We start from the raw sequence: 18,510 nt of genomic DNA on the forward strand, positions 1-18,510 counted from the left end.
CATTGGACCGCGGATCGTCTCCCCGGAGGTGACCGGTGAACCGTGCCCTGACCCTGCACGACCTGATCCTCGCCGGAGTCGCCGTGGCCGCCGGTCTGGTGGCGGGGTTCCTGCTGCGCATGCTGCTGCGCTGGCTGGGCAAGCACGCCGACCGCACCCGCTGGAGCGGGGACGACGTCATCGTGGACGCCCTGCGCACGGTGGTGCCGTGGGCGGCGATCGCGGCCGGCGCGGCGTCCGCCGCCGCGGTGCTGCCGCTGACCAGGACGGTCCAGCGCAACGTCAACCAGATCCTCACCGTGCTGCTCATCTTCGTGGTCACGGTGACGGCGGCCCGGCTCGTCGCCGGCCTCGTGCGGACGGTCACCCAGTCCCGCTCCGGGGTCGCCGGGTCGGCCACGATCTTCGTGAACATCACCCGGGTTCTGGTCCTGGCGATCGGCTTCCTGGTGGTGCTGCAGACACTGGGCATCTCCATAGCACCGCTGCTCACCGCGCTCGGTGTCGGCGGTCTGGCCGTCGCGCTCGCCCTGCAGGACACGCTCGCCAACCTCTTCGCGGGCATCCACATCCTGGCCTCCAAGACCGTCCAGCCCGGTGACTACATCCGGCTGAGCAGCGGCGAGGAGGGCTACGTCGAGGACATCAACTGGCGTCAGACGACGGTCCGGGCGCTGTCCAACAACCTGGTCGTCATCCCCAACGGGGAGCTCGCGAAGTCGAACATGACCAACTTCATGCGTCCCGAGCAGCAGTTGACCATCCTGGTGCAGGTGGGCGTCGCCTACGACAGTGACCTCGACCATGTCGAGCAGGTGACCACGGAGGTCATCGCCGAGGTGATGACCGAGATCACCGGCGCGGTCCCCGACCACGAACCGGCGATCCGCTTCCACACCTTCGGCGACTCCCGGATCGGCTTCACGGTCATCCTGGGCGTCGGCGAGTTCAGCGACCAGTACCGGATCAAGCACGAGTTCATCAAGCGCCTGCACAAGCGCTACCGCGAGGAGGGCATCCGCATTCCGGCCCCGACGCGGACGGTGGCGCTGCAGCAGGGGTCGGTGGCGATCCCGCAGCAGCGGATCGTCGAGGAGGCGGACGGAGTGTCCCCCGCCCGCCTCGACTGACGGCCCTGCAGCGTGGCCGAGTCGTCGTGGTGGTGCCCGTCCGTCCGGCTGTGCGGGACGACGAGGGACGGCTTCACCGGTGTGACCGTCCAGTCCGGGTGGCCGGGCATCCGCGGCGTCGTCGTGCCGCACAGCCGGTCCCGCGGGAAGCCGGTCAGGTCCTGGAGCCGGAGACCGGCGCCGCGGGAGAAAGCCGCGCCCGGCCCGGAAACCCTGGGGGGACCCCGTCTTCCCGGCCCTCGGCAACGACGGCTACCGAGTCCGCCCCTGCACCTGGCGCGCCACCAGCGCCTCGGCGTCGACGGAGGATGACATCGCCGTCGCCTCACAGCTCATCGGGCGGTGGCCGGCCCGGGCCGCCCTGATCTGCACGGCAACGGCCCTGACCACGGGGATCCCGGCGTACGCCGCACCCGGCGGCGAAAGTGTGAGCGGAGCCCCTGTCGAGTGGATCTCGATCACGAGATATCTTGATGTCGAGCAATGTTGCAGACGTGGAGCGGAGCACCCGGTGACTGACTCGACCATCATCTATACGCACACTGACGAGGCCCCGGCCCTGGCGACGTATTCCTTCCTGCCGGTGGTCCAGGCGTACGCCTCGCAGGCGGGTGTCGCTGTGGAGACCCGTGACATCTCGCTGGCCGGGCGCATCATCGCGTTGTTCCCGGAGTACCTCACCGAGGACCAGCGGATCCCGGACGCCCTCCACGAGCTGGGCGAGCTGGCCAGGACGCCCGAGGCCAACATCATCAAGCTGCCGAACATCTCGGCGTCGATCCCGCAGCTCAGGGCCGCGATCGCCGAGCTGCAGGGGCAGGGCTACGCGCTGCCGGAGTACCCGGACGACCCGAAGACGGACGAGGAGCGCGAGATCCGCGCCCGCTACGACAAGGTCAAGGGCTCCGCCGTCAACCCGGTCCTGCGTGAGGGCAACTCCGACCGCCGCGCCCCCGCGTCGGTCAAGAACTACGCCAAGACCCACCCCCACCGCATGGGCGCCTGGACCGCCGAGTCCAAGACGAACGTGGCGACCATGGGCGCCGACGACTTCCGCTCCACCGAGAAGTCCGCGGTGATCGCCGAGGACGGCGCGCTGCGCATCGAGCTGAAGGGCGACGACGGCTCCACCACCGTCCTTCGCGAGTCCGTACCCGTCCTCGCGGGCGAGGTCGTCGACGCCTCCGTGATGCGTGTCGCCGCGCTGCGCGAGTTCCTGACCGCTCAGGTCGCCCGCGCCAAGGAGGAGGGCGTCCTGTTCTCCGTCCACCTGAAGGCCACGATGATGAAGGTCTCCGACCCGATCGTCTTCGGTCACGTGGTGCGCGCGTTCTTCCCGAAGACGTTCGCGAAGTACGGCGAGACGTTCGCCGCGGCCGGTCTGACCCCGAACGACGGTCTGGGCGGCATCCTCAAGGGCATCGAGTCGCTGCCCGAGGGCGCCGAGATCAAGGCCTCCTTCGACGCGGAGCTCGCCGAGGGCCCGGCGCTGGCGATGGTCGACTCCGACAAGGGCATCACCAACCTGCACGTGCCGTCCGACGTGATCGTCGACGCCTCCATGCCGGCCATGATCCGCACCTCCGGCCACATGTGGGGCCCGGACGGCCAGGAGGCCGACACCCTCGCGGTGCTGCCGGACTCCAGCTACTCCGGCGTCTACCAGGCCGTGCTCGACGACTGCCGGGCCAACGGCGCCTACGACCCGTCGACGATGGGCTCCGTCCCGAACGTCGGCCTGATGGCGCAGAAGGCCGAGGAGTACGGCAGCCACGACAAGACCTTCGAGATCCCGGTCACCGGCACGGTCCGCCTCGTGGACCAGGCCGGCAACGTGGTCCTGGAGCAGACCGTCTCCGCCGGTGACATCTTCCGCGCCTGCCAGACCAAGGACGCCCCGATCAAGGACTGGGTGAAGCTCGCGGTCACCCGCGCCCGCGCCACCGGCGACCCGGCGGTGTTCTGGCTGGACGAGACCCGCGCCCACGACGCGCAGCTGATCGCCAAGGTCAAGGCGTACCTGCCGGAGCACGACACCGAGGGCCTGGACATCCGCATCCTCTCCCCCGTCGAGGCCACCAAGCTGTCGGTCGAGCGCATCCGCCGTGGCGAGAACACGATCTCCGTCACCGGCAACGTGCTGCGTGACTACCTGACCGACCTTTTCCCGATCCTGGAGCTGGGCACCAGCGCCAAGATGCTGTCGGTCGTCCCGCTGATGGCCGGCGGCGGCCTGTTCGAGACGGGCGCCGGCGGCTCCGCGCCGAAGCACGTCCAGCAGCTGGTCAAGGAGAACTACCTGCGCTGGGACTCCCTGGGCGAGTTCTTCGCCCTGGTGCCGTCCCTCGAGCAGTACGCAACGGCCACGGGCAACACCCGTGCCAAGGTCCTCGCCGACACCCTGGACCGTGCCACGGCGACCTTCCTCAACGAGGACAAGTCCCCGACCCGTCGTGTCGGCGGCATCGACAACCGCGGCAGCCACTTCTACCTGTCCCTGTACTGGGCGCAGGAGCTGGCCCAGCAGACCGACGACGCGGACCTGGCCAAGGCCTTCGCCCCGCTCGCCGAGACGCTCGCCGCGAACGAGCAGACGATCGTCGACGAGCTGATCGCCGTCCAGGGCGAGCCGGCCGACATCGGCGGCTACTACCAGCCCGACCCGGCCAAGGCCGCCGCGGTCATGCGCCCGTCGGCGACCTGGAACGAGGCGCTGGCGTCCCTGAGCTGACGCGAGGGTCCTTGTGACCCGTTCCCTTACTGCGCCCCGGTCGGCAGCTGCCCGGCCGGGGCGGAGCGCTTCCGTCCGGGAGGATCGCCGGATGACGGTCCGGGGTGTACCGGTGTTCCTTTTGCAGGGCGAATGTGCCCGCGCTTTCACCAGTCCCGTGTCGCGATGAGTTCCTCGACGTCCGCGTCCGTGAAGCCGTAGGCCTGGGCGACGAACCAGAAGTCCTCGGCTATCTCCTCGCGGGCCACGGTCTCGATCTCGCTGTCGGCCTCCTCGAAGGCCGCCTGAAGGTCGTTGAACTCCTCGGTGGCCGCCTGAGTCAGGACGTAGAGCGCGGCCAGGTCGGCGGGCCGCTCGGCCTCGACGCGCGCGCACAGCCGCAGCAGGATGTCCCGGCCCCGGTCCACCACGCGATCGGGGTAGTAGTCGCTCCGGTACAGCCCCTTGAGAAACTTGTGTGCGGTCACCTGCTGGTTGCTGACGGGCATGCGGCTTCCTCGACGTGGGAGACGGATCCGATGTGGCACCTTGATCATGCATCACGCCACTGACAACGCCCCGGGAGCAGCCTCATGACCCCTGCCGCACCGTCCTTCGCGTTCCTGGCCGGAGCCGCGGAATCGCCGGTGATCCTTCATGTGCCGCACTCCGCACGGGAGATACCGGCCGCGGTGCGTGAGGGCATCGTGCTCCACGACGAGGCGCTGGAGCGGGAGCTCGATCACATCACCGACGCGCACACCGCGGAGATCGCGGAAGAGGCGGCCGGGTCGTCGGCCGTGGCGCCCTGGCGGTTCGTCAACCGGCTCTCCCGGCTGGTCGTCGACCCGGAGCGGTTCCCGGACGAGCGGGAGGAGATGCGGGCCGTGGGAATGGGCGCGGTCTACACGCGGACCACGCACCGGACCGTGCTGCGACCGGAGGACACCGACGCCGATCCCTTGGTCGCGCGCTACTTCCGGCCTTACGCACAGGCCATGACGGATGCCGTGGCCGGCCGGCTGGCCGCGGCCGGGCGAGCGGTGATCATCGACGTGCACTCCTATCCGAGCGAAGCGCTGCCCTACGAGCTGCACGGGGAGGGGCCCCGGCCGCCGGTCTGCCTCGGCACCGACTCGTTCCACACTCCGCCCGAGCTGGTGGCGGCCGCGCGGGAGGCGTTCGCGGAGTGCGGGGAGTCCGGACTGGACAGCCCGTTCAGCGGGACGTACGTGCCGCTCGACTTCTACGGCAAGGAGCCGCGCGTGACCGCCCTGATGGTGGAGATCCGCCGGGACACGTACATGACCGAGCCGGGCGGCCCCGCCGGCCCCGGCCTCACCCGCCTCGCCTCGGCCCTGGCACGGCTGGTCGACGCCCTGTCGCGTTGACCTCGCGGATCATGCCGCAGACGGAGCCCTAGGCGCGCAGCCACTCCGTGACGACCACCTCGTCGCCGGTGCGCAGTCGGAGGGCGAAGGGGCCGGTGGGTGGGGCGTCGCTGGTGAAGCGGCCCATGGAGTCCGCCGTCAGGGTCACGCCCGTCTGGGGGCCGCTGAGGACCTCGATGCCGGCCGTCTGTGGTGGGAGCACCTGACCCATCAGGCCCTCGGCCGTCACTTCGACGTCGACGGTCAGCTGGCCCGTGTGGAACGTCAGCATCCGCGGAACGTCCGTCGCTCCCCTCACCGGGATGGCGTCGACCAGCGAGTCGAACGTCAGCTCGGCGATACGGGCGTCGAGGTCGTGCAGCGCGTACGCCTCGACGGCGATCCGGCGCAGTTCGGCCGGCACGGGGTCCAGGATCGCGGCGGCCTGGCGGAGTTCGTGCTCCAGGCGGCCCACGTCGAACTCCGCGTCGGCGAAGGTCTCGTCGTCGGCTTCGTCGAACGCGTCGTCGTGGTCGAAGACGTCGTCGTTCGTTGCGTTCATGTCGTTCACAGCACTCCCCGTGCGTCGAGTCGGGCCCGCAGGCGGCGCAGACATCGCTGGCGCAACGGCCCGATGCTGCCCACGGCGATGCCCAGCGCGGCGGACACCTCCTGGTAGCTGGGCGGGGGCGAGGCCATCAGGACGCGCAGCAACTGACGGCAGCGTTCCCCGAGTTCCTCGAACTCCTGCCACACGTACCGGATGCGCTCGGTCTCGGCGGCCGCCTCCTCCGAATCCAGCAGCGACTGCTCGGGCGTACGGTCCTCGCTGGCCCGGTCCAGGACCTGAGGATCGTCGGTGAGGGTCAGCCGCCTTAAGCTCTTGAGCACCTTCAGGCTCTCGTGGCGCGCGGTGCTCGCCAGCCACGATCCCGCCTTGTCCGGCTCACGGATCCGCCCCAGGTGCTGGGCGAAGCGGAACCACACGGTCTGGTACACCTCGTGCGCGTCGGCGTCGGAGAGCCGGTGCGCGCGTACGACGGACCACACCAGTGGGCTCAGCCCCTCCACCAGCGCCTTCCAGGCCGCCGCGTCGCCGCCGACTGCGGACTGGACGAGCACGCCGACATCTCCACGCTCCACGGCCCCACCCCTCGAGTACGGCAAGTCATCGTACGCCGTGGCCGGGGCCGCTTCCGCCTTCGTACCGGAGTGAAGAGCGCTCATGCGGGCGTGACCGGAACCGGGCGCCAGGTGTACGGACGCAGCGCCGGTACGTGCGCCCCGCGCACCTCCGCGAACTCGGTGTTCGCGGCGAGCAGTTGCCTCGCCGCCACGCGCGGGTCGGTCTCCTTGTTCGCCGTCATGTGGGCGGCGACCAGACCGGCGGCGACAGGGGTGGCGAACGAGGTGCCGCTCCAGTGCGCGAATCCCTCGAACATCACCTGGTCCGGCTTGGCGGAGGCCCCGTCGTCGCTCAACACACCGGTGTGCCGCGGGTACTGGCAGGTGCAGTGGTAGGCGAAGCCGAAGCGGCAGGCGTCGTACGTGGAATGCCGGTAGACGTACGGGACGGGCGCGTCGAAGCCGGTGAGGGAGCTGACGAGGCGCTCGCCGGGGGCGTAGACCTTCACCCATGCGCCGTGGTTGCTGAAGCAGGCGCCGAACTCGCCGTCGCTGCGCAGGGCGCCGACCGACAGGACCACGTCCGCGTAGTCGGGCAGGGAGGCGTAGGCGGCCGGCCAGAACGGTGTGGCACTGGCGTTGTTGCCGGCGGCGGCCACCAGCAGGGTGTGCCGGCTGCGCAGCTCCTGCATGAAGGCGTCCACGCCGAGCAGGCCGTCGACGCGGCCGTTGGGCGTGCCGGCGGAGAGGCTGAGGATGTCCGGCCAGCCGCTCTCCTCGACGGTGTCGAAGAGGAGCTCGCCGAACTGGTCCTCCAGGACGGCGCCCGCGTCGTTGAGCGTGTTGCGCACCGTGATGTCGGTGTTGGGCGCGACGGCGGCGAGGAGCCCCGCGATGAACGTGCCGTGCCCGACGTACTGCTGGAGGATCCCGTTGTCGTCGGTCTCCTTGATCTGGCCGTCGCCCTCGGTGTGGGCCAGCAGCGGGTACGAGCGGTAGTCGTGCGTCAGGCCGTTGTCGATGACGAGGACGCCGACGGCGGTGTCCTGGTCGTACGCGCCCTCGGCGGCAGCGGGGTTCGGCGGGAGGGCGACCGGGGCGGGCGCCGGCTCGTCGCCGGGGCAGGAGTTGACCGCGATGCCCACCACGTGGTTGCGGCTGACCAGCCGGCGTCCCCGGCGTCCCTCCTGCTCCCTGAGCGCGCGCAGCGCACCGGCGACGGCCCGGTCCCCGTGCCGGTCGCCGTGTCCGGGGTCGCCCACCTGGATGCGGGTGATGCCGGAGCGGTTGGTCTCCGGGCTCGCGCGGCGCACATGGTCCGCCACCAGCCCGGTGGCCGCCGTGAAGTGCTCGCGGACGGTGTCCTCGACGGTCCGGGCCTCCTCGCCGTCGCGGGCGAGCACGACGCCCTTCTCGTAGATGAACTCGGCGGCGTCGTCCGGCCCCAGCGCCAGGGGCACGTCGGGCATCGAGCGCTGGATCTGATCGAACTGCTCGTGGAATCGGTGAGGTGCCATGGCGTGTCCTCCCCCTGAGGCGGTGGTACTCAGTCAGTCAGAGCCGCGGAGCGTCCGCTTGATACAGCTGATGCGTAACCGGTGCTTCCACCGCTGCGGCGCCAAACCGGTGTGTCGTGCAGACGCGAGCACTACCATCCGTGGAGTGACAGCGGGAAGCAACTCGGTTCTCGAACTGCTGCCGATGGTGTTCGCCGCCCCGAACGACGCGCTGACGCGGGCGCAGGAGCTGCTGGACACCGATCCGCCGCCGTTGCACGCCTCGGTCGCCCACCAGGTGATCGGCATCTGGCAGCGGGACTGGGGCGACATGCGGCTCGCCCTGGAGCATCTGCGGCGTGCCCGGGACCTGGCGGCGCGGGCGGAGTCGGCCGAGCGGGAGGCGGACGTGCTCGCCGCGCTGGGCGTGGCGCTGGTGCACGCGGGCCGCACCCGGCAGGGGCTGGCCGCGCTCGACCGCGGTGTCACCATCGGTACGGGCCACACCCGCGCGCGCGTCCTGTTCCGGCGGGCCTACGCCTGGTGGGTGCTCGGCCATCATCGCGAGGCGCTGGAGGACGTGCGCAGGGCCACACCCGTGCTGCGGCAGGCGGACGACGTCATCTGGACGGCGCGGGCACTGACGCTGCGCGCCACGGTGCACCTCGCGCTGGGCGCCGTGGACCGCGCCGACGCCGACTTCACCGCGGCGGAGAGGCTGTGGGACACCACGGGCCAGGAGCACGACAAGGCAGACGCCGTGGAGAGCCGGGGCCTGGCCGCGTTCCGCTCGGGCGACATCCCTGCGGCGCTGCGCCTGCTCGACGAGGCCGCGGAGCGGTACGCCAAGCTCGGCACACCGACGTTCATGCTCAACATCCGGCGCTGCGAGGTGCTGATGGCCGCCGGGCTGGCACCCGAGGCGCTGGCCGAGGCGGACGCGGCGATCGGGGTGCTCGACGGAATCGGCGGACAGTCCACCCGCAAGGCGGAGCTGCTGCTGGCCGCCGCCCGCGCGGCGCGCAGGGCGGGCGATCCGCACACCGCGATCGCCCGTGCCGACCTGGCCGTACGGCTGTTCGCCGGACAGCGGCGCTCCTGGTGGGAGACGCATGCCCGGCTGGTGCTGATCGAGGCGCGGGTCGCCGCGGGGCGCGGCTCGGGGCGGCTGGTGGCCGACGCGGCCGCGGTGGCCGACCGGCTCGCGTCCTTCGGCGCGCCGGCCGCGCCGGAGGCGTCGCTGCTGGCCGGGCGGATCGCGCTCGCCCTGGGCTGGACCGCCGACGCGGAGCGGCATCTGGCCGTCGCGGCCCGCAGCCGGCGCGGCGGTCCGCCGTTGGCGCGGATGACGGGCTGGGCCGCTCAGGCCCTGTCGGCGCAGGTCGCGGGATCGAGCCGGGGTGTCCTCGAGGCATGCCGGCGTGGACTCGATGTGCTCGACGACCACCGGATGACGCTCGGCGCCTCGGAGTTGCGCGCCCGAGCCACCGAACAGGGCGCGGAACTGGCCGCGCTGGCGCAGCGGGCGAGCCTGGCGGGCGGTGGTCCACGGCGGTTGCTGGAGTGGAGCGAGCGCTGGCGGGCCACGGTGCTGTCCGCGCCGCCCACCCGGCCGCCCGCCGATCCGGCGCTGCTGAGCGGCCTGACCGCGTTCCGGGAGATCGCCTCCCGCGCGGAGGAGGCCCGCAGGGACGGCCGGCCGGTGCCGGCGCTGGAGCGGGAACAGCGGCGTCTGGAGCGGGAGGTACGCTCCCGGACCCTGCACATCCGCGGCGACGCGCCCGGCGACGGGGACCGGTTCGACGTGAGCCGGCTGCTGGAGCGGCTGGGCGAGGCGCGGCTGGTCGAACTCGCCGTGCTCGACGGGCGCGTTCAGGTGCTGCTGTGCGGGCAGGGGCGGGTGCGGCGGTTCGAGGCCGGGCTGCTGGCCGAGGCGGAGACCGAGGCCGAGCACGTACAGGCGGGGCTGCGGCGGCTGGCCCACCCGGGGGCGGAGGGCCGGCTGCCCGTGGTGGAGGCCGCCGGGCGCCGTCTGGAGGAGCTGCTGCTCGGTCCGGCGGCGGCCCATCTGGGCACCGGCCCGGTCGTGGTCGTACCGCCGGGGCGGTTGCACCGGGTGCCGTGGGCGCTGCTGCCGTCCCTGCGGGAGCGGGTGCTCAGCGTGTCGCCGTCGGCGAGCAGCTGGCTGCGCGCCCGGGAGACCGAACCGCCGACGGGCGGCGGGCACGTCCTGGTGCGGGGACCGGGCCTGGCGACGGGCGGTGCCGAGGTGCCCGAACTTGCCCAGTGGTACGGCGGGCCGACGGTCCTGGAGGACGACGACGCGCGCGTGCCCCGCGTCCTGGAGGAGCTCGACGGCGCGGCACTGGCCCACATCGCCGCGCACGGCACGTTCCGCGCCGACAGCCCGCTCTTCTCGTCCCTGCGGATGGCCGACGGGCCGATCGTCGTGCACGACTTCGAGCGCCTCGATCGCACCCCGTACCGGATCATCCTGTCCTGCTGCGACACCGCCCGGTTCGCCTCGGTCGGCGCCGACGAACTCCTCGGTCTGGTCACGGCCCTGCTGCCGCTGGGCACGGCGGGCGTGGTGGCGTGCAGCGCGCCGGTCAACGACGCGGCGGTGGTGCCGCTGATGCTCGCCCTGCACAAGGGGCTGAGCGCCGGCCTGTCGCTGGCGGAGGCGCTGCGCGACGCGCGGGCGGCGCTGCCGGGCGACGCGACGCACCAGGCGACGGGGTGGGCGTTCACGGCGTTCGGGGCGGCGTGAGGGACACCTCAGGCCGACCGGTACCGCGGCGGCTCCTCCATCAGCCAGGTCAGCTCGCCCCGGTTGCTCGCCCCGAGGCGGGTGTAGGCGCTGTACAGGTGGTTGCCGACGGTGCGGATCGACAGGGTGAGGCGTTCCGCGATCTGCCGGTTGCTCAGGCCGGCGGCCGCGAGGGTGACGGTCTGCCGCTGGCGGGCGGTGAGTTCGCCCAGGACCAGGCCGGAGAGGGCCGGGGTGCGGGCGCCCTGGCAGCGGCGGGCGAGGGCCACGGCACGCGTGCGTGAGGTGCGGGCGGCGCTCGGGTCGCGGTGGGCCCGTACGGCCTGGGCGTGCGCCTCGGCCGCGAAGAGCAGGAAGCCGCGCTCCTCCAGGGCCCGTGCCGCCCGGTCCAGGGCGGGCCCGTCACCGCGGGCGAGCGCGTCGGCGTGCCGGGCGAACACGCCGTCGGCCGGAAGCCGGTCCACGGCGAGCTCGGCAGCGCCCAGGCGTACGGCGTCGTACGCGCTGTCCTCGTCGACCGCCGCCAGCGCTCCCTCGAGGTCGCCCCGCGCTGCGGCAAGCCAGACGGCGGCGCCGGACGGGTCCCCGTGGGCGGTGGGCATCTCGCCCAACTGGGCTGTGCTCAAGGCGAGTTCGACGCGGCAGGAATCGTCGCCCGGGGTGTTGCGCAGTCCCTCCCGCGCCCACGCCGCCGCCTCCCGCAGCTCGCCCCGCAGACGCGCGAACCGCGCGCGCACGGCCGCGTATCCGGCCGGCACCGGTGCGCCCTGCTCCGCGAGCCACTCCCCCACCCAGGTCGCCGGCAGGCGGACGTCGTCCCGCTCGACGCGGTTCTCCAGGACCGCCTGCTCGGCCTTGAGGGCCAGGGCGCGGTCGTCCGGTGTGCCGGCGAGCCGCCTTGCCCGCAGCCTTCCGGCCGCGGCCCGCAGCGCCGGGCCGTGCAGGGGGTGGGTGAGGCGGACGGTGCCGTGGTCGTCGGTGCGGATCAGGCCGTCGCTTTCGAGGCGTTCGAGGATGCGCAGGTCGAGCGTGTCGATGTCCAGCGGGAGGGGTTCGGCGAAGGCGAGGCGGTCGAGGGTCTCCCGCTCGTCGGCGTCGATGCGGTCGAGGACCGGCGCGGTGCGCTCCCGTACGGTCGCGGTGAGCGGCACCGGGCCCCGCCACGCCCACGTGTCCGCGTCCGGGACGCGGGTGAGCCGCTCGCGCACCGCGCCCAGCAGCTCGCGCAGCAGCCTCAGGTCGCCCTCGCACAGACGGTGCAGGCGGTTGACGGTGAGGGGTTCGATGCCGGACAGCAGTCGTGCCGTCTCCTCGTGGGGCAGCGGTTCGAGGACGAGACGCGGCAGCAGCTCGCCGGTCCACAGCCGGGACACCGCGCCGGGCGCCGGGGTGCCGTCCGTCGCGACGACGATCAGCCGGGTGCGGCCGTGCACGGCGAGCTGGTGGACCAGGGCGGCGGAGGCGTCGTCGAGGAGGTGGGCGTCGTCGACCAGCAACAGCCTGACCCCGCAGAGCAGTTGGACCGCGCGGTGCAGGGAGACCGGCTCGGGCAGCAGGTGGGTGAACGCGGCGAACGGGATGTGGCGGGTCTCGGGCGTCCCGGCGGCCCGGGCGCAGTCGGTCCCGCGGACCGCCTCGGTGACGAGCCGGGTCTTGCCGCAACCCGCGGGTCCGGTCACCACGATGCCGGTGCGGCCCGCGGCCGAGGACCGGCGGACCAGCTCCAGTTCCTCCTCCCGGCCGGTGAAGGGCCAGGGCAGCTCGAGTGTCTTCGCGTCCCGTTCGAAAATCGTCACGGGAGATAGAGCGCCCATACTCACGCCTGATACAGAGTGACTTGAGTAGACCCCGACTCAGGCGCCCGGCACCGGCCGACGGCAGGCTGTTCGCATGACCGGACGCTACTGCTCCCTCGCGCAGCAGCCGGCCCCCGCGTTCGCACCGGGGCTGGCCGCCGAGCGGCTCAGTGCGCTCATCGGCGGAAGGCCGATGTGGGTCAACGGCACCGTTCTGCACTACTACTTCTTCGACGGCGACGCCGACGGATCCGTGATCCCCGTGCCGGGGACCGGCGCGACCCGCCAGGTGTCGTGGGCCGGCGCCAAGGAGCAGCGGGACGTGGTGCGCGAGTGCTTCCGGGAGTGGCAGGACCTCGGCATCGGCCTGTCCTTCGCCGAGGTGGGTGACCGCTCGGAGGCCGAACTGCGCATAGGGTTCCAGCTCGGCGACGGCTCCTGGTCGGCCGTGGGCCGGGACGCGCTCCGGATCGGCCTGAACGAGCGCACCATGAACTTCGGCTGGGACCTGACCGCGCCCGGGGAGCGCGGGACGGCACTGCACGAGATCGGGCACGCGCTCGGCATGCTGCACGAGCATCAGAGCCCGTTCGCCGGCATCCACTGGGACGACGAGGCCGTGTACGCCGATCTGGCGGGCCCGCCGAACTTCTGGAGCCGCGACAAGACGTTCTTCAACATCCTGCGCAAGCTGGACCCGGCCGAGGTCAACGGCTCGGTGTGGGACCCGTTGTCCGTCATGGAGTACCCCTTCTCGTCGGGGCTGATCCTCGAGCCGGAGCAGTTCCGCGGCGGTCTGAACCCGCCCGGCACGCTCTCGCCCCTCGACAAGGATTTCGTGCTGCGCTGGTATCCGCCGCTCGATCCGCCGCGGCCGCCCGCGCTGGTGCCGTTCCGCTCGGCGCCGCTGCGCCTGGCCCCGGGTGAGCAGGCCGACTTCGTGATCGAGCCGCCGGAGACCCGCGAGTACTCGGTGGGCACGTTCGGCGAGAGCGACACCGTGGTCGTGGTGTTCGAGGAACGGGACGGCGAGCCCCGCTTCCTCGCCGGCCAGGACGACGGCGGCACCCCGCGCAACGCCACGATCAGGGCCCGGCTCGTCAAGGGCCGCCGCTACTTCGTCCGTGTACGCCTGTACTCCGGCTGGGGTCCGGGCGAGACGGCGGTCATGTGCTGGTGACAGCACTGACCGGCCTTGCACGGACGCCAGGACCACAGTCCGGCGCCGGGGGAGCGGCCGGGGACGTCACCTTCGGGGGAGGGTGACGTCCCCGGCCCATGCCATACGGGCCGGAGCCCGACTGGCGGCAGATCCACGACCGGGAGTACGAGCCCTGGAACCGGGAGCGCGTAGTCGTCGACACGGCAGGAACGGCTCCAGCGGGGTCGCCGGCCGGGCTGCCGGCAGACGCCGGTCTGAGTAGCCGCGCTCACCGCCGCTGAGTACCGGTGCCGAGGCCGGCTCCCCGGAAGCGGCGTACACCTGACCGCAGGGGGCGATCCGCCCCGCCGTCGGGAGGAGGCGTCTCATCATGCGTTCACTGCGACAGGCATCGGTGCGGTACGCGCGAGCGCCTCCAGGTCCCGGTAGACGGTGCGGAGCGACACCTCGAGCTCTGCGGCCAGTTGACGTGCCGTCATCTGGCCACGGGACTGCAGACACAGAAGCAACGACAGCAGACGGTCCGCTCTCATCGGGCGATCACTTCCTCACCGTACGACTGACACAAGATGTCAGCCATGGGGCCGTAGCGTCACCTCACACACCGGCGAACAGCCCCAGGGAGACAGCGCGTGATCAGCGGATACGTCATCGGCGAAAGCCTCCGGCCAGGCTCCGAGTTCGAGCCCCGCGGCCTGCGTCTGCGCAGAGTCGGCCGACTCGACGTCTCCTCCAGCGCCACCGACGCCCAGCCCGACCGATGGACGCTCGTCGAATGGGAGGCCGACGACGAGGACGCCGACCGGATCGCCGAGGCGCTCGCCGCCGTGCTGGAGCCGGAGAACGGGTGGTACGCCGACTTCACCGTCGGGGACGAGCGGGTCGTCGTGTTCGCCGGGAAGGTCTTCCGCTACCGGCGCGGCGACGAGGCGGGCCGCGCCGAAGCGGTCGCGTACGGGCGGTCGGCGGGGACGCCCGGGCACCAGCTCGACTGGGAGGAGTGACCAGGTCGCAGAGACTACGGCCGCACGGACCACGAAGGCTCCGGCGGCCACCGCCCACAAGGCCCCCCGACAAGGCCGGCCCGGAAGACCACACCCAGACGATCAAGGGCGCCGCCGCCAAGTCCGCATCGACCCGGACGGCTTCCCGCCACAAGGCGTGATCGGGCCCGGCCGTGCGAAAGGGCCCGCCTGAGTGCGGGCCCTTCGTAGTACCGGGACGGTTTCCGTTCACAGGTCGCGCGGTGGCCGGTCGAACGGGTCAGGGGCGTCCTCCTGCCGGACCACGCACAGGGCCCAGATGATGAACGCCGAGAAGGCGATCATCACGATCGACCAGACCGGGTAGTACGGCAGGTCGAGGAAGTTGGCGATGATGACGAGTCCCGCGATGGCCACCCCGGAGACGCGGGCCCACGTAGCCACCTGGAAGAGTCCGATGCTGACGAGCACGGCGAAGGCCCCCAGGACGACGTGGATCCAGCCCCAGCCGGTGAGGTCGAACTCGAAGACGTAGTTGCGGGTCGTGACGAAGATGTCGTCCTCGGCGATCCCCATGATGCCCCGGAAGATGTCGAGCACGCCCACGATCGTGAGCATCACGGCTGCGAAGACCGTCAGTCCCGCAGCCCATCGGTGCTTGGCCGTCGGTGCTTGCGCGCGGTGCGTCGCGGTCATCGTGCTGCCTCGTTTCGGTCTCGTGCGGTGTCCTCAGTGACCGGAGGGGTCGGGGCCCGGGCGGCCCGACGCGCCGGAGCCGCTCAGTACCAGTTCCTTCGCCCTGCGGTACTCGTCGTCCGTGATGTCGCCGCGGGCGCGGATCTCGGACAGCTTGGCGAGTTCGTCGGCGCTGCTGGTCCCGCCCTTGGCGGTGTCCCGGACGTAGCTGTCGAAGGCCTGCTGCTGCGCCTGCGCCTGCGCCATCTCGCGGCGGCCCATGTCCTTCCCGCGGGAGACGACGTAGACGAAGACTCCCAGGAAGGGCAGGACGATGCAGAACACCAGCCAGCCGGCCTTGCCCCAGCCGCTCATGGTGTCGTCACGGAAGATGTCCACGACGACCCGGAAGAGCAGGACGAACCACAGGATCCACAGGAAGAACCACAGCATCGTCAGGAAGGCGCTCGCCAGCGGGAAGTCGTAGGCGAGATACGTCTGCGCGCTCATGTGTCTCCTCCATTCCGGGCGCTCGCCCGGCAGCCGTTCCGTGCCGTCTTCAGCGTGCCCACGGCACGGGCCCGGCGGCCTCACCCGGGGCGGGTGATCGGAGGGGCCGCGCTCTCCCCGCGAAGGTCACTCCGGGAGCTGGCGCATCTCCACGACCCGCAGTCCCAGCGACTGGCAGCGGGCCAGCAGCCCGTACAGGTGGGCCTCGTCGACGACGGGTCCGAACAGGACGGTCTGGCTGGACATCACCACGTGGTCCAGCTCGGGGAAGGCCTCGGCCATCGTCTCCGACATGTGGCCGTCGACACGGATCTCGTAGCGCATGAGCTGCTCTCCCGCAGGCGGGCTGTGCCCTACCCTGCGATCCTCCGTCCCCGCACACCGCCCGGCCTCACCCCGCACAGGTGACTCGCGGCCCGGGTCGATGCCCCCCGGTCGGCGCTTCCCCGGTCAGCGCTTCCCCGGTCAGCACTTCTCCGGTCAGCACTTCTCCGGTCAGTGCTTCTCCGGTCAGTGCTTCACGAAGATCTTGAACAGGACGATCAGCAGGCCGAGCAGCAGATTGACCGAGGCGGTGACGGCCATCAGACGCCGGGGCGCCCCGGCATGTCGTGCCGCGGCCACCGACCAGCCCACCTGCCCCGCCACGGCGACCGCCAGCGCCAGCCAGAGCGCGCCCTGGACGTCGAGGCCCAGCAGCGGACTGACGGCCACGGCGGCGGACGGCGGAACGGCGGCCTTCACGATCGGCCACTCCTCGCGGCACACGTGCAGCACGGCCCGGCGGTCCGGCGGCCGCTGTGCCAGCCGCGCCCCGAACAGTTGGGCGTGCACGTGCGCGATCCAGAACACCACGCCGGTGAGCAACAGCAGGAGCACCAGCTCCAGGCGCGGGAAGTCGCCCAGGGTGCCGGCGCCGAGGACCACCGAGGCGGCCAGCATGGATCCGTAGACGCCCCCGGTGTAGTCGGCCCTGGTCCGGGACCCGGCGCGGCGCGCCCCGGCGGAGCCGTGCTCGGTCGTGGGCATCGCGGTCTCTCCTCGGACTCAGCGCGACGAACCGGGCGTTTCGGCCGGTTCGTCGGCGTCGGGGTGCTCCGAACGGCTCGCCCGCCCGGTCGGCAGATGCGGTGTGACGAGGAAACTGGCGAGCGTGATGCCGCCGGCGGCAAGGATCGCCGCCTTCAGCCCGTCGAGCTGCGCCGACGCGTACGAGTCCGCGAGGGCGTCGACGTCGGACGGCGGCAGCCCCGCGCGCTCGGCCGCCGAGCGCACCTGGTCGGTGGGAACGAACGTGATTCCGGCCTCCAGGGCGACACCGGTCTGTGCGCGGGCCTCCTCCGACAGCCGCGGGTCCTCCTCCACCTGTGTGGTGAAGGCGTGGGCGAGGGCGCCGACGAGCAGCGATCCGATGAGTGCGGTGCCCAGTGCGGAGCCCAGGTTCTGGGCCGTGAACTGCAGCCCGCCCGCCTCGCTGCGCTCCTCCTCGTCCACGCTGGACTGGACGACGTTGCCCAGTTGCGAGGCGAGCAGTCCCATGCCGACGCCCAGCAGGGCCATGGCGCCGGCGAACTGTGCGTCGTCGATGACGGGGTCGATGGTGGCCAGCAGCCACACGACGGCCGCGGCCAGGGTCGCCAGGGCCAGCCGGACCACCCGGCGCGGTCCGGCCAGCCGCCCCACCCGGGAGGCGACCGTGGAGGCCAAGAGCATGGTGATCGACACCGGCAGCAGCCGCAGCCCCGTCTCGAAGGCATCGAAGCCCTGGACCACCTGCAGATACAGCGGGATGGTGAAGAACAGTCCCAGCAGGATGAGGTTCTGGCTCACCAACGTCATCAGTCCGGATCGCAGGGCGGGCTTGCGCATCAGGGACAAGTGCACCAAGGGGTCCACGCCATGGGCCTCCCGCCGCCGCTCCCAGTGCACGAACACGGCCAGCACGGCCACCCCGGCGCCGACGACGAACAGCGTCGGAGCGAAGCCCAGGACGGTGAAGGGAGGATTGCGCGGCTGTACCCATCCCCAGGTGCCGCTCTGCAGCACACCGAGCACTCCCAGCCCCAGTCCTGCCGCCGAGAGGACGGCACCGACGCCGTCCAGCCGCAGACGGGGACCGGTCCGCGCCGACTCCTTGATCACCCGGTGGAAGAACAGGACCACCACGACGACCACGACCTCGCCGAGGAAGACCAGCCGCCAGGTGAGGTACGTGGTCACCCAGCCGCCCAGCAGCGGGCCGACCGCGATTCCGGCACCGGCGAGTCCGCCGATGACTCCGTAGGCGACGGCACGGTCCCTCCCGCGGTAGGACTCCGCGACCAGGGCCGCCATGGCCGGCAGCACCATGGCGGCACCGAGTCCCTCGATGACCGACCAGCCGAGCGCGAGGACCCACAGCGTGGGAGCCGCGGCGGTCAGGGCCGACCCCGTGCCGTAGACGACGAGCCCGAGGAAGAACAGGCGGCGACGCCCCCACATGTCCCCCAGCCTGCCCCCGATGATCATGAAAGCGGCCATGACCAGCGCGTAGAGCGTGATGACGGCCTGGATGGCGGTGACCTCGGTGTCGAAGTCCTCGACCAGTTGACTGATGGAGACGTTCATGACGGACGTGTCCAGGACCATCAGGAACTGGGCCGTCCCCAGCACGATCAGTGCCCGCCAGTGCGTCACGGTGTCCACCTCGCGGAGTCGGCCCGGGACGTCGGCGGAGTCGGCCGGGCAGCGGCCCGCAGGTGCCCGGCCGCCCTTCCCATCGCATCCGAGGACGTCGCCCGGCG

Annotated in this window: 16 protein-coding genes and 1 pseudogene; 6 read left to right on the plus strand and 11 right to left on the minus strand. The window is 71.9% G+C overall.

What is annotated here, in order from left to right; genetic code table 11:
- Positions 1-35 precede the first annotated feature (35 nt).
- Together ABZO29_RS07480 and ABZO29_RS07485 are read left to right on the plus strand one after the other, a co-directional pair.
- Positions 36-1,130 carry a mechanosensitive ion channel family protein gene (locus ABZO29_RS07480; RefSeq protein WP_367319350.1) on the plus strand — a complete coding sequence of 365 codons (1,095 nt, stop codon included), beginning with the start codon at positions 36-38 and terminating at the stop codon, positions 1,128-1,130.
- Between the two features lie 511 nt (positions 1,131-1,641).
- Complete coding sequence (locus ABZO29_RS07485; protein ID WP_367319351.1) at positions 1,642-3,861, plus strand: NADP-dependent isocitrate dehydrogenase; 2,220 nt, start codon at positions 1,642-1,644, stop codon at positions 3,859-3,861.
- 146 nt (positions 3,862-4,007) lie between these two features.
- On the opposite strand, the gene ABZO29_RS07490 is transcribed toward ABZO29_RS07485, so the two are convergent.
- Entirely contained in the window at positions 4,008-4,349 is a 342-nt protein-coding gene (locus ABZO29_RS07490; RefSeq protein ID WP_367319352.1) for a DUF5713 family protein, read from the minus strand.
- Between the two features lie 84 nt (positions 4,350-4,433).
- Between ABZO29_RS07490 and ABZO29_RS07495 the strand changes: the two genes are divergently transcribed.
- Positions 4,434-5,231 (plus strand): N-formylglutamate amidohydrolase, encoded by a 798-nt coding sequence (locus ABZO29_RS07495; RefSeq protein WP_367319353.1) that lies wholly within the window; start codon positions 4,434-4,436, stop codon positions 5,229-5,231.
- Positions 5,232-5,259: 28 nt separating this feature from the next.
- Here ABZO29_RS07495 and ABZO29_RS07500 read toward each other — a convergent pair whose 3' ends face one another.
- The 3 genes from ABZO29_RS07500 to ABZO29_RS07510 all read right to left on the minus strand — a co-directional run bounded on the left by ABZO29_RS07500 (position 5,260) and on the right by ABZO29_RS07510 (position 7,852).
- The gene (locus ABZO29_RS07500) at positions 5,260-5,772 is read right to left on the minus strand and encodes a hypothetical protein (protein ID WP_367319354.1); all 513 of its coding nucleotides are present in this window, start codon (positions 5,770-5,772) and stop codon (positions 5,260-5,262) included.
- A 5-nt stretch (positions 5,773-5,777) separates the two neighbouring features.
- Positions 5,778-6,353, minus strand: coding sequence for an RNA polymerase sigma factor (locus ABZO29_RS07505; protein WP_367319355.1), 576 nt, complete (start codon positions 6,351-6,353; stop codon positions 5,778-5,780).
- An 80-nt stretch (positions 6,354-6,433) separates the two neighbouring features.
- Complete coding sequence (locus ABZO29_RS07510; protein WP_367319356.1) at positions 6,434-7,852, minus strand: S8/S53 family peptidase; 1,419 nt, start codon at positions 7,850-7,852, stop codon at positions 6,434-6,436.
- 184 nt (positions 7,853-8,036) lie between these two features.
- Between ABZO29_RS07510 and ABZO29_RS07515 the strand changes: the two genes are divergently transcribed.
- The gene (locus ABZO29_RS07515) at positions 8,037-10,601 is read left to right on the plus strand and encodes a CHAT domain-containing protein (protein WP_367326070.1); all 2,565 of its coding nucleotides are present in this window, start codon (positions 8,037-8,039) and stop codon (positions 10,599-10,601) included.
- An 8-nt stretch (positions 10,602-10,609) separates the two neighbouring features.
- On the opposite strand, the gene ABZO29_RS07520 is transcribed toward ABZO29_RS07515, so the two are convergent.
- The gene (locus ABZO29_RS07520) at positions 10,610-12,397 is read right to left on the minus strand and encodes a LuxR C-terminal-related transcriptional regulator (protein ID WP_367319357.1); all 1,788 of its coding nucleotides are present in this window, start codon (positions 12,395-12,397) and stop codon (positions 10,610-10,612) included.
- A 94-nt stretch (positions 12,398-12,491) separates the two neighbouring features.
- Between ABZO29_RS07520 and ABZO29_RS07525 the strand changes: the two genes are divergently transcribed.
- Complete coding sequence (locus tag ABZO29_RS07525; protein ID WP_367319358.1) at positions 12,492-13,577, plus strand: M12 family metallopeptidase; 1,086 nt, start codon at positions 12,492-12,494, stop codon at positions 13,575-13,577.
- A 365-nt stretch (positions 13,578-13,942) separates the two neighbouring features.
- Here the strand turns inward: ABZO29_RS07525 and ABZO29_RS07530 are convergent.
- A pseudogene (locus tag ABZO29_RS07530) lies at positions 13,943-14,092 on the minus strand (HTH domain-containing protein); the annotation flags it as partial.
- A 99-nt stretch (positions 14,093-14,191) separates the two neighbouring features.
- Between ABZO29_RS07530 and ABZO29_RS07535 the strand changes: the two are divergent.
- Positions 14,192-14,563, plus strand: coding sequence for a hypothetical protein (locus tag ABZO29_RS07535; RefSeq protein WP_367319359.1), 372 nt, complete (start codon positions 14,192-14,194; stop codon positions 14,561-14,563).
- A 228-nt stretch (positions 14,564-14,791) separates the two neighbouring features.
- Here the strand turns inward: ABZO29_RS07535 and ABZO29_RS07540 are convergent, their stop codons facing one another.
- The 5 genes from ABZO29_RS07540 to ABZO29_RS07560 form a co-directional block, all read right to left on the minus strand.
- Positions 14,792-15,238, minus strand: a complete 447-nt coding sequence (locus tag ABZO29_RS07540; protein WP_367319360.1) for a hypothetical protein — start codon at positions 15,236-15,238, stop codon at positions 14,792-14,794.
- A 33-nt stretch (positions 15,239-15,271) separates the two neighbouring features.
- Entirely contained in the window at positions 15,272-15,727 is a 456-nt protein-coding gene (locus ABZO29_RS07545; RefSeq protein ID WP_367319361.1) for an SHOCT domain-containing protein, read from the minus strand.
- 126 nt (positions 15,728-15,853) lie between these two features.
- Positions 15,854-16,051 (minus strand): hypothetical protein, encoded by a 198-nt coding sequence (locus ABZO29_RS07550; RefSeq protein ID WP_367319362.1) that lies wholly within the window; start codon positions 16,049-16,051, stop codon positions 15,854-15,856.
- A gap of 186 nt (positions 16,052-16,237) precedes the next feature.
- Positions 16,238-16,756: a hypothetical protein gene (locus ABZO29_RS07555; protein ID WP_367319363.1), complete on the minus strand. Its 519-nt coding sequence runs from the start codon at positions 16,754-16,756 to the stop codon at positions 16,238-16,240.
- Between the two features lie 18 nt (positions 16,757-16,774).
- Positions 16,775-18,403 carry an MFS transporter gene (locus tag ABZO29_RS07560; protein ID WP_367319364.1) on the minus strand — a complete coding sequence of 543 codons (1,629 nt, stop codon included), beginning with the start codon at positions 18,401-18,403 and terminating at the stop codon, positions 16,775-16,777.
- Positions 18,404-18,510 lie beyond the last annotated feature (107 nt).

Origin of the sequence: Streptomyces sp. HUAS ZL42, assembly GCF_040782645.1 — a bacterium.
Lineage (GTDB): Bacteria > Actinomycetota > Actinomycetes > Streptomycetales > Streptomycetaceae > Streptomyces.

Bases quoted from the DNA above. Each gene is read 5' to 3' on its own strand.
- ABZO29_RS07495 (WP_367319353.1), top strand. From the start codon at position 4,434: ATGACCCCTGCCGCACCGTCCTTCGCGTTCCTGGCCGGAGCCGCGGAA.
- ABZO29_RS07500 (WP_367319354.1), bottom strand. From the start codon at position 5,772: ATGAACGCAACGAACGACGACGTCTTCGACCACGACGACGCGTTCGAC.
- ABZO29_RS07490 (WP_367319352.1), bottom strand. From the start codon at position 4,349: ATGCCCGTCAGCAACCAGCAGGTGACCGCACACAAGTTTCTCAAGGGG.
- ABZO29_RS07540 (WP_367319360.1), bottom strand. From the start codon at position 15,238: ATGACCGCGACGCACCGCGCGCAAGCACCGACGGCCAAGCACCGATGG.
- ABZO29_RS07525 (WP_367319358.1), top strand. From the start codon at position 12,492: ATGACCGGACGCTACTGCTCCCTCGCGCAGCAGCCGGCCCCCGCGTTC.
- ABZO29_RS07550 (WP_367319362.1), bottom strand. From the start codon at position 16,051: ATGCGCTACGAGATCCGTGTCGACGGCCACATGTCGGAGACGATGGCC.
- ABZO29_RS07555 (WP_367319363.1), bottom strand. From the start codon at position 16,756: ATGCCCACGACCGAGCACGGCTCCGCCGGGGCGCGCCGCGCCGGGTCC.
- ABZO29_RS07515 (WP_367326070.1), top strand. From the start codon at position 8,037: ATGGTGTTCGCCGCCCCGAACGACGCGCTGACGCGGGCGCAGGAGCTG.
- ABZO29_RS07510 (WP_367319356.1), bottom strand. From the start codon at position 7,852: ATGGCACCTCACCGATTCCACGAGCAGTTCGATCAGATCCAGCGCTCG.
- ABZO29_RS07545 (WP_367319361.1), bottom strand. From the start codon at position 15,727: ATGAGCGCGCAGACGTATCTCGCCTACGACTTCCCGCTGGCGAGCGCC.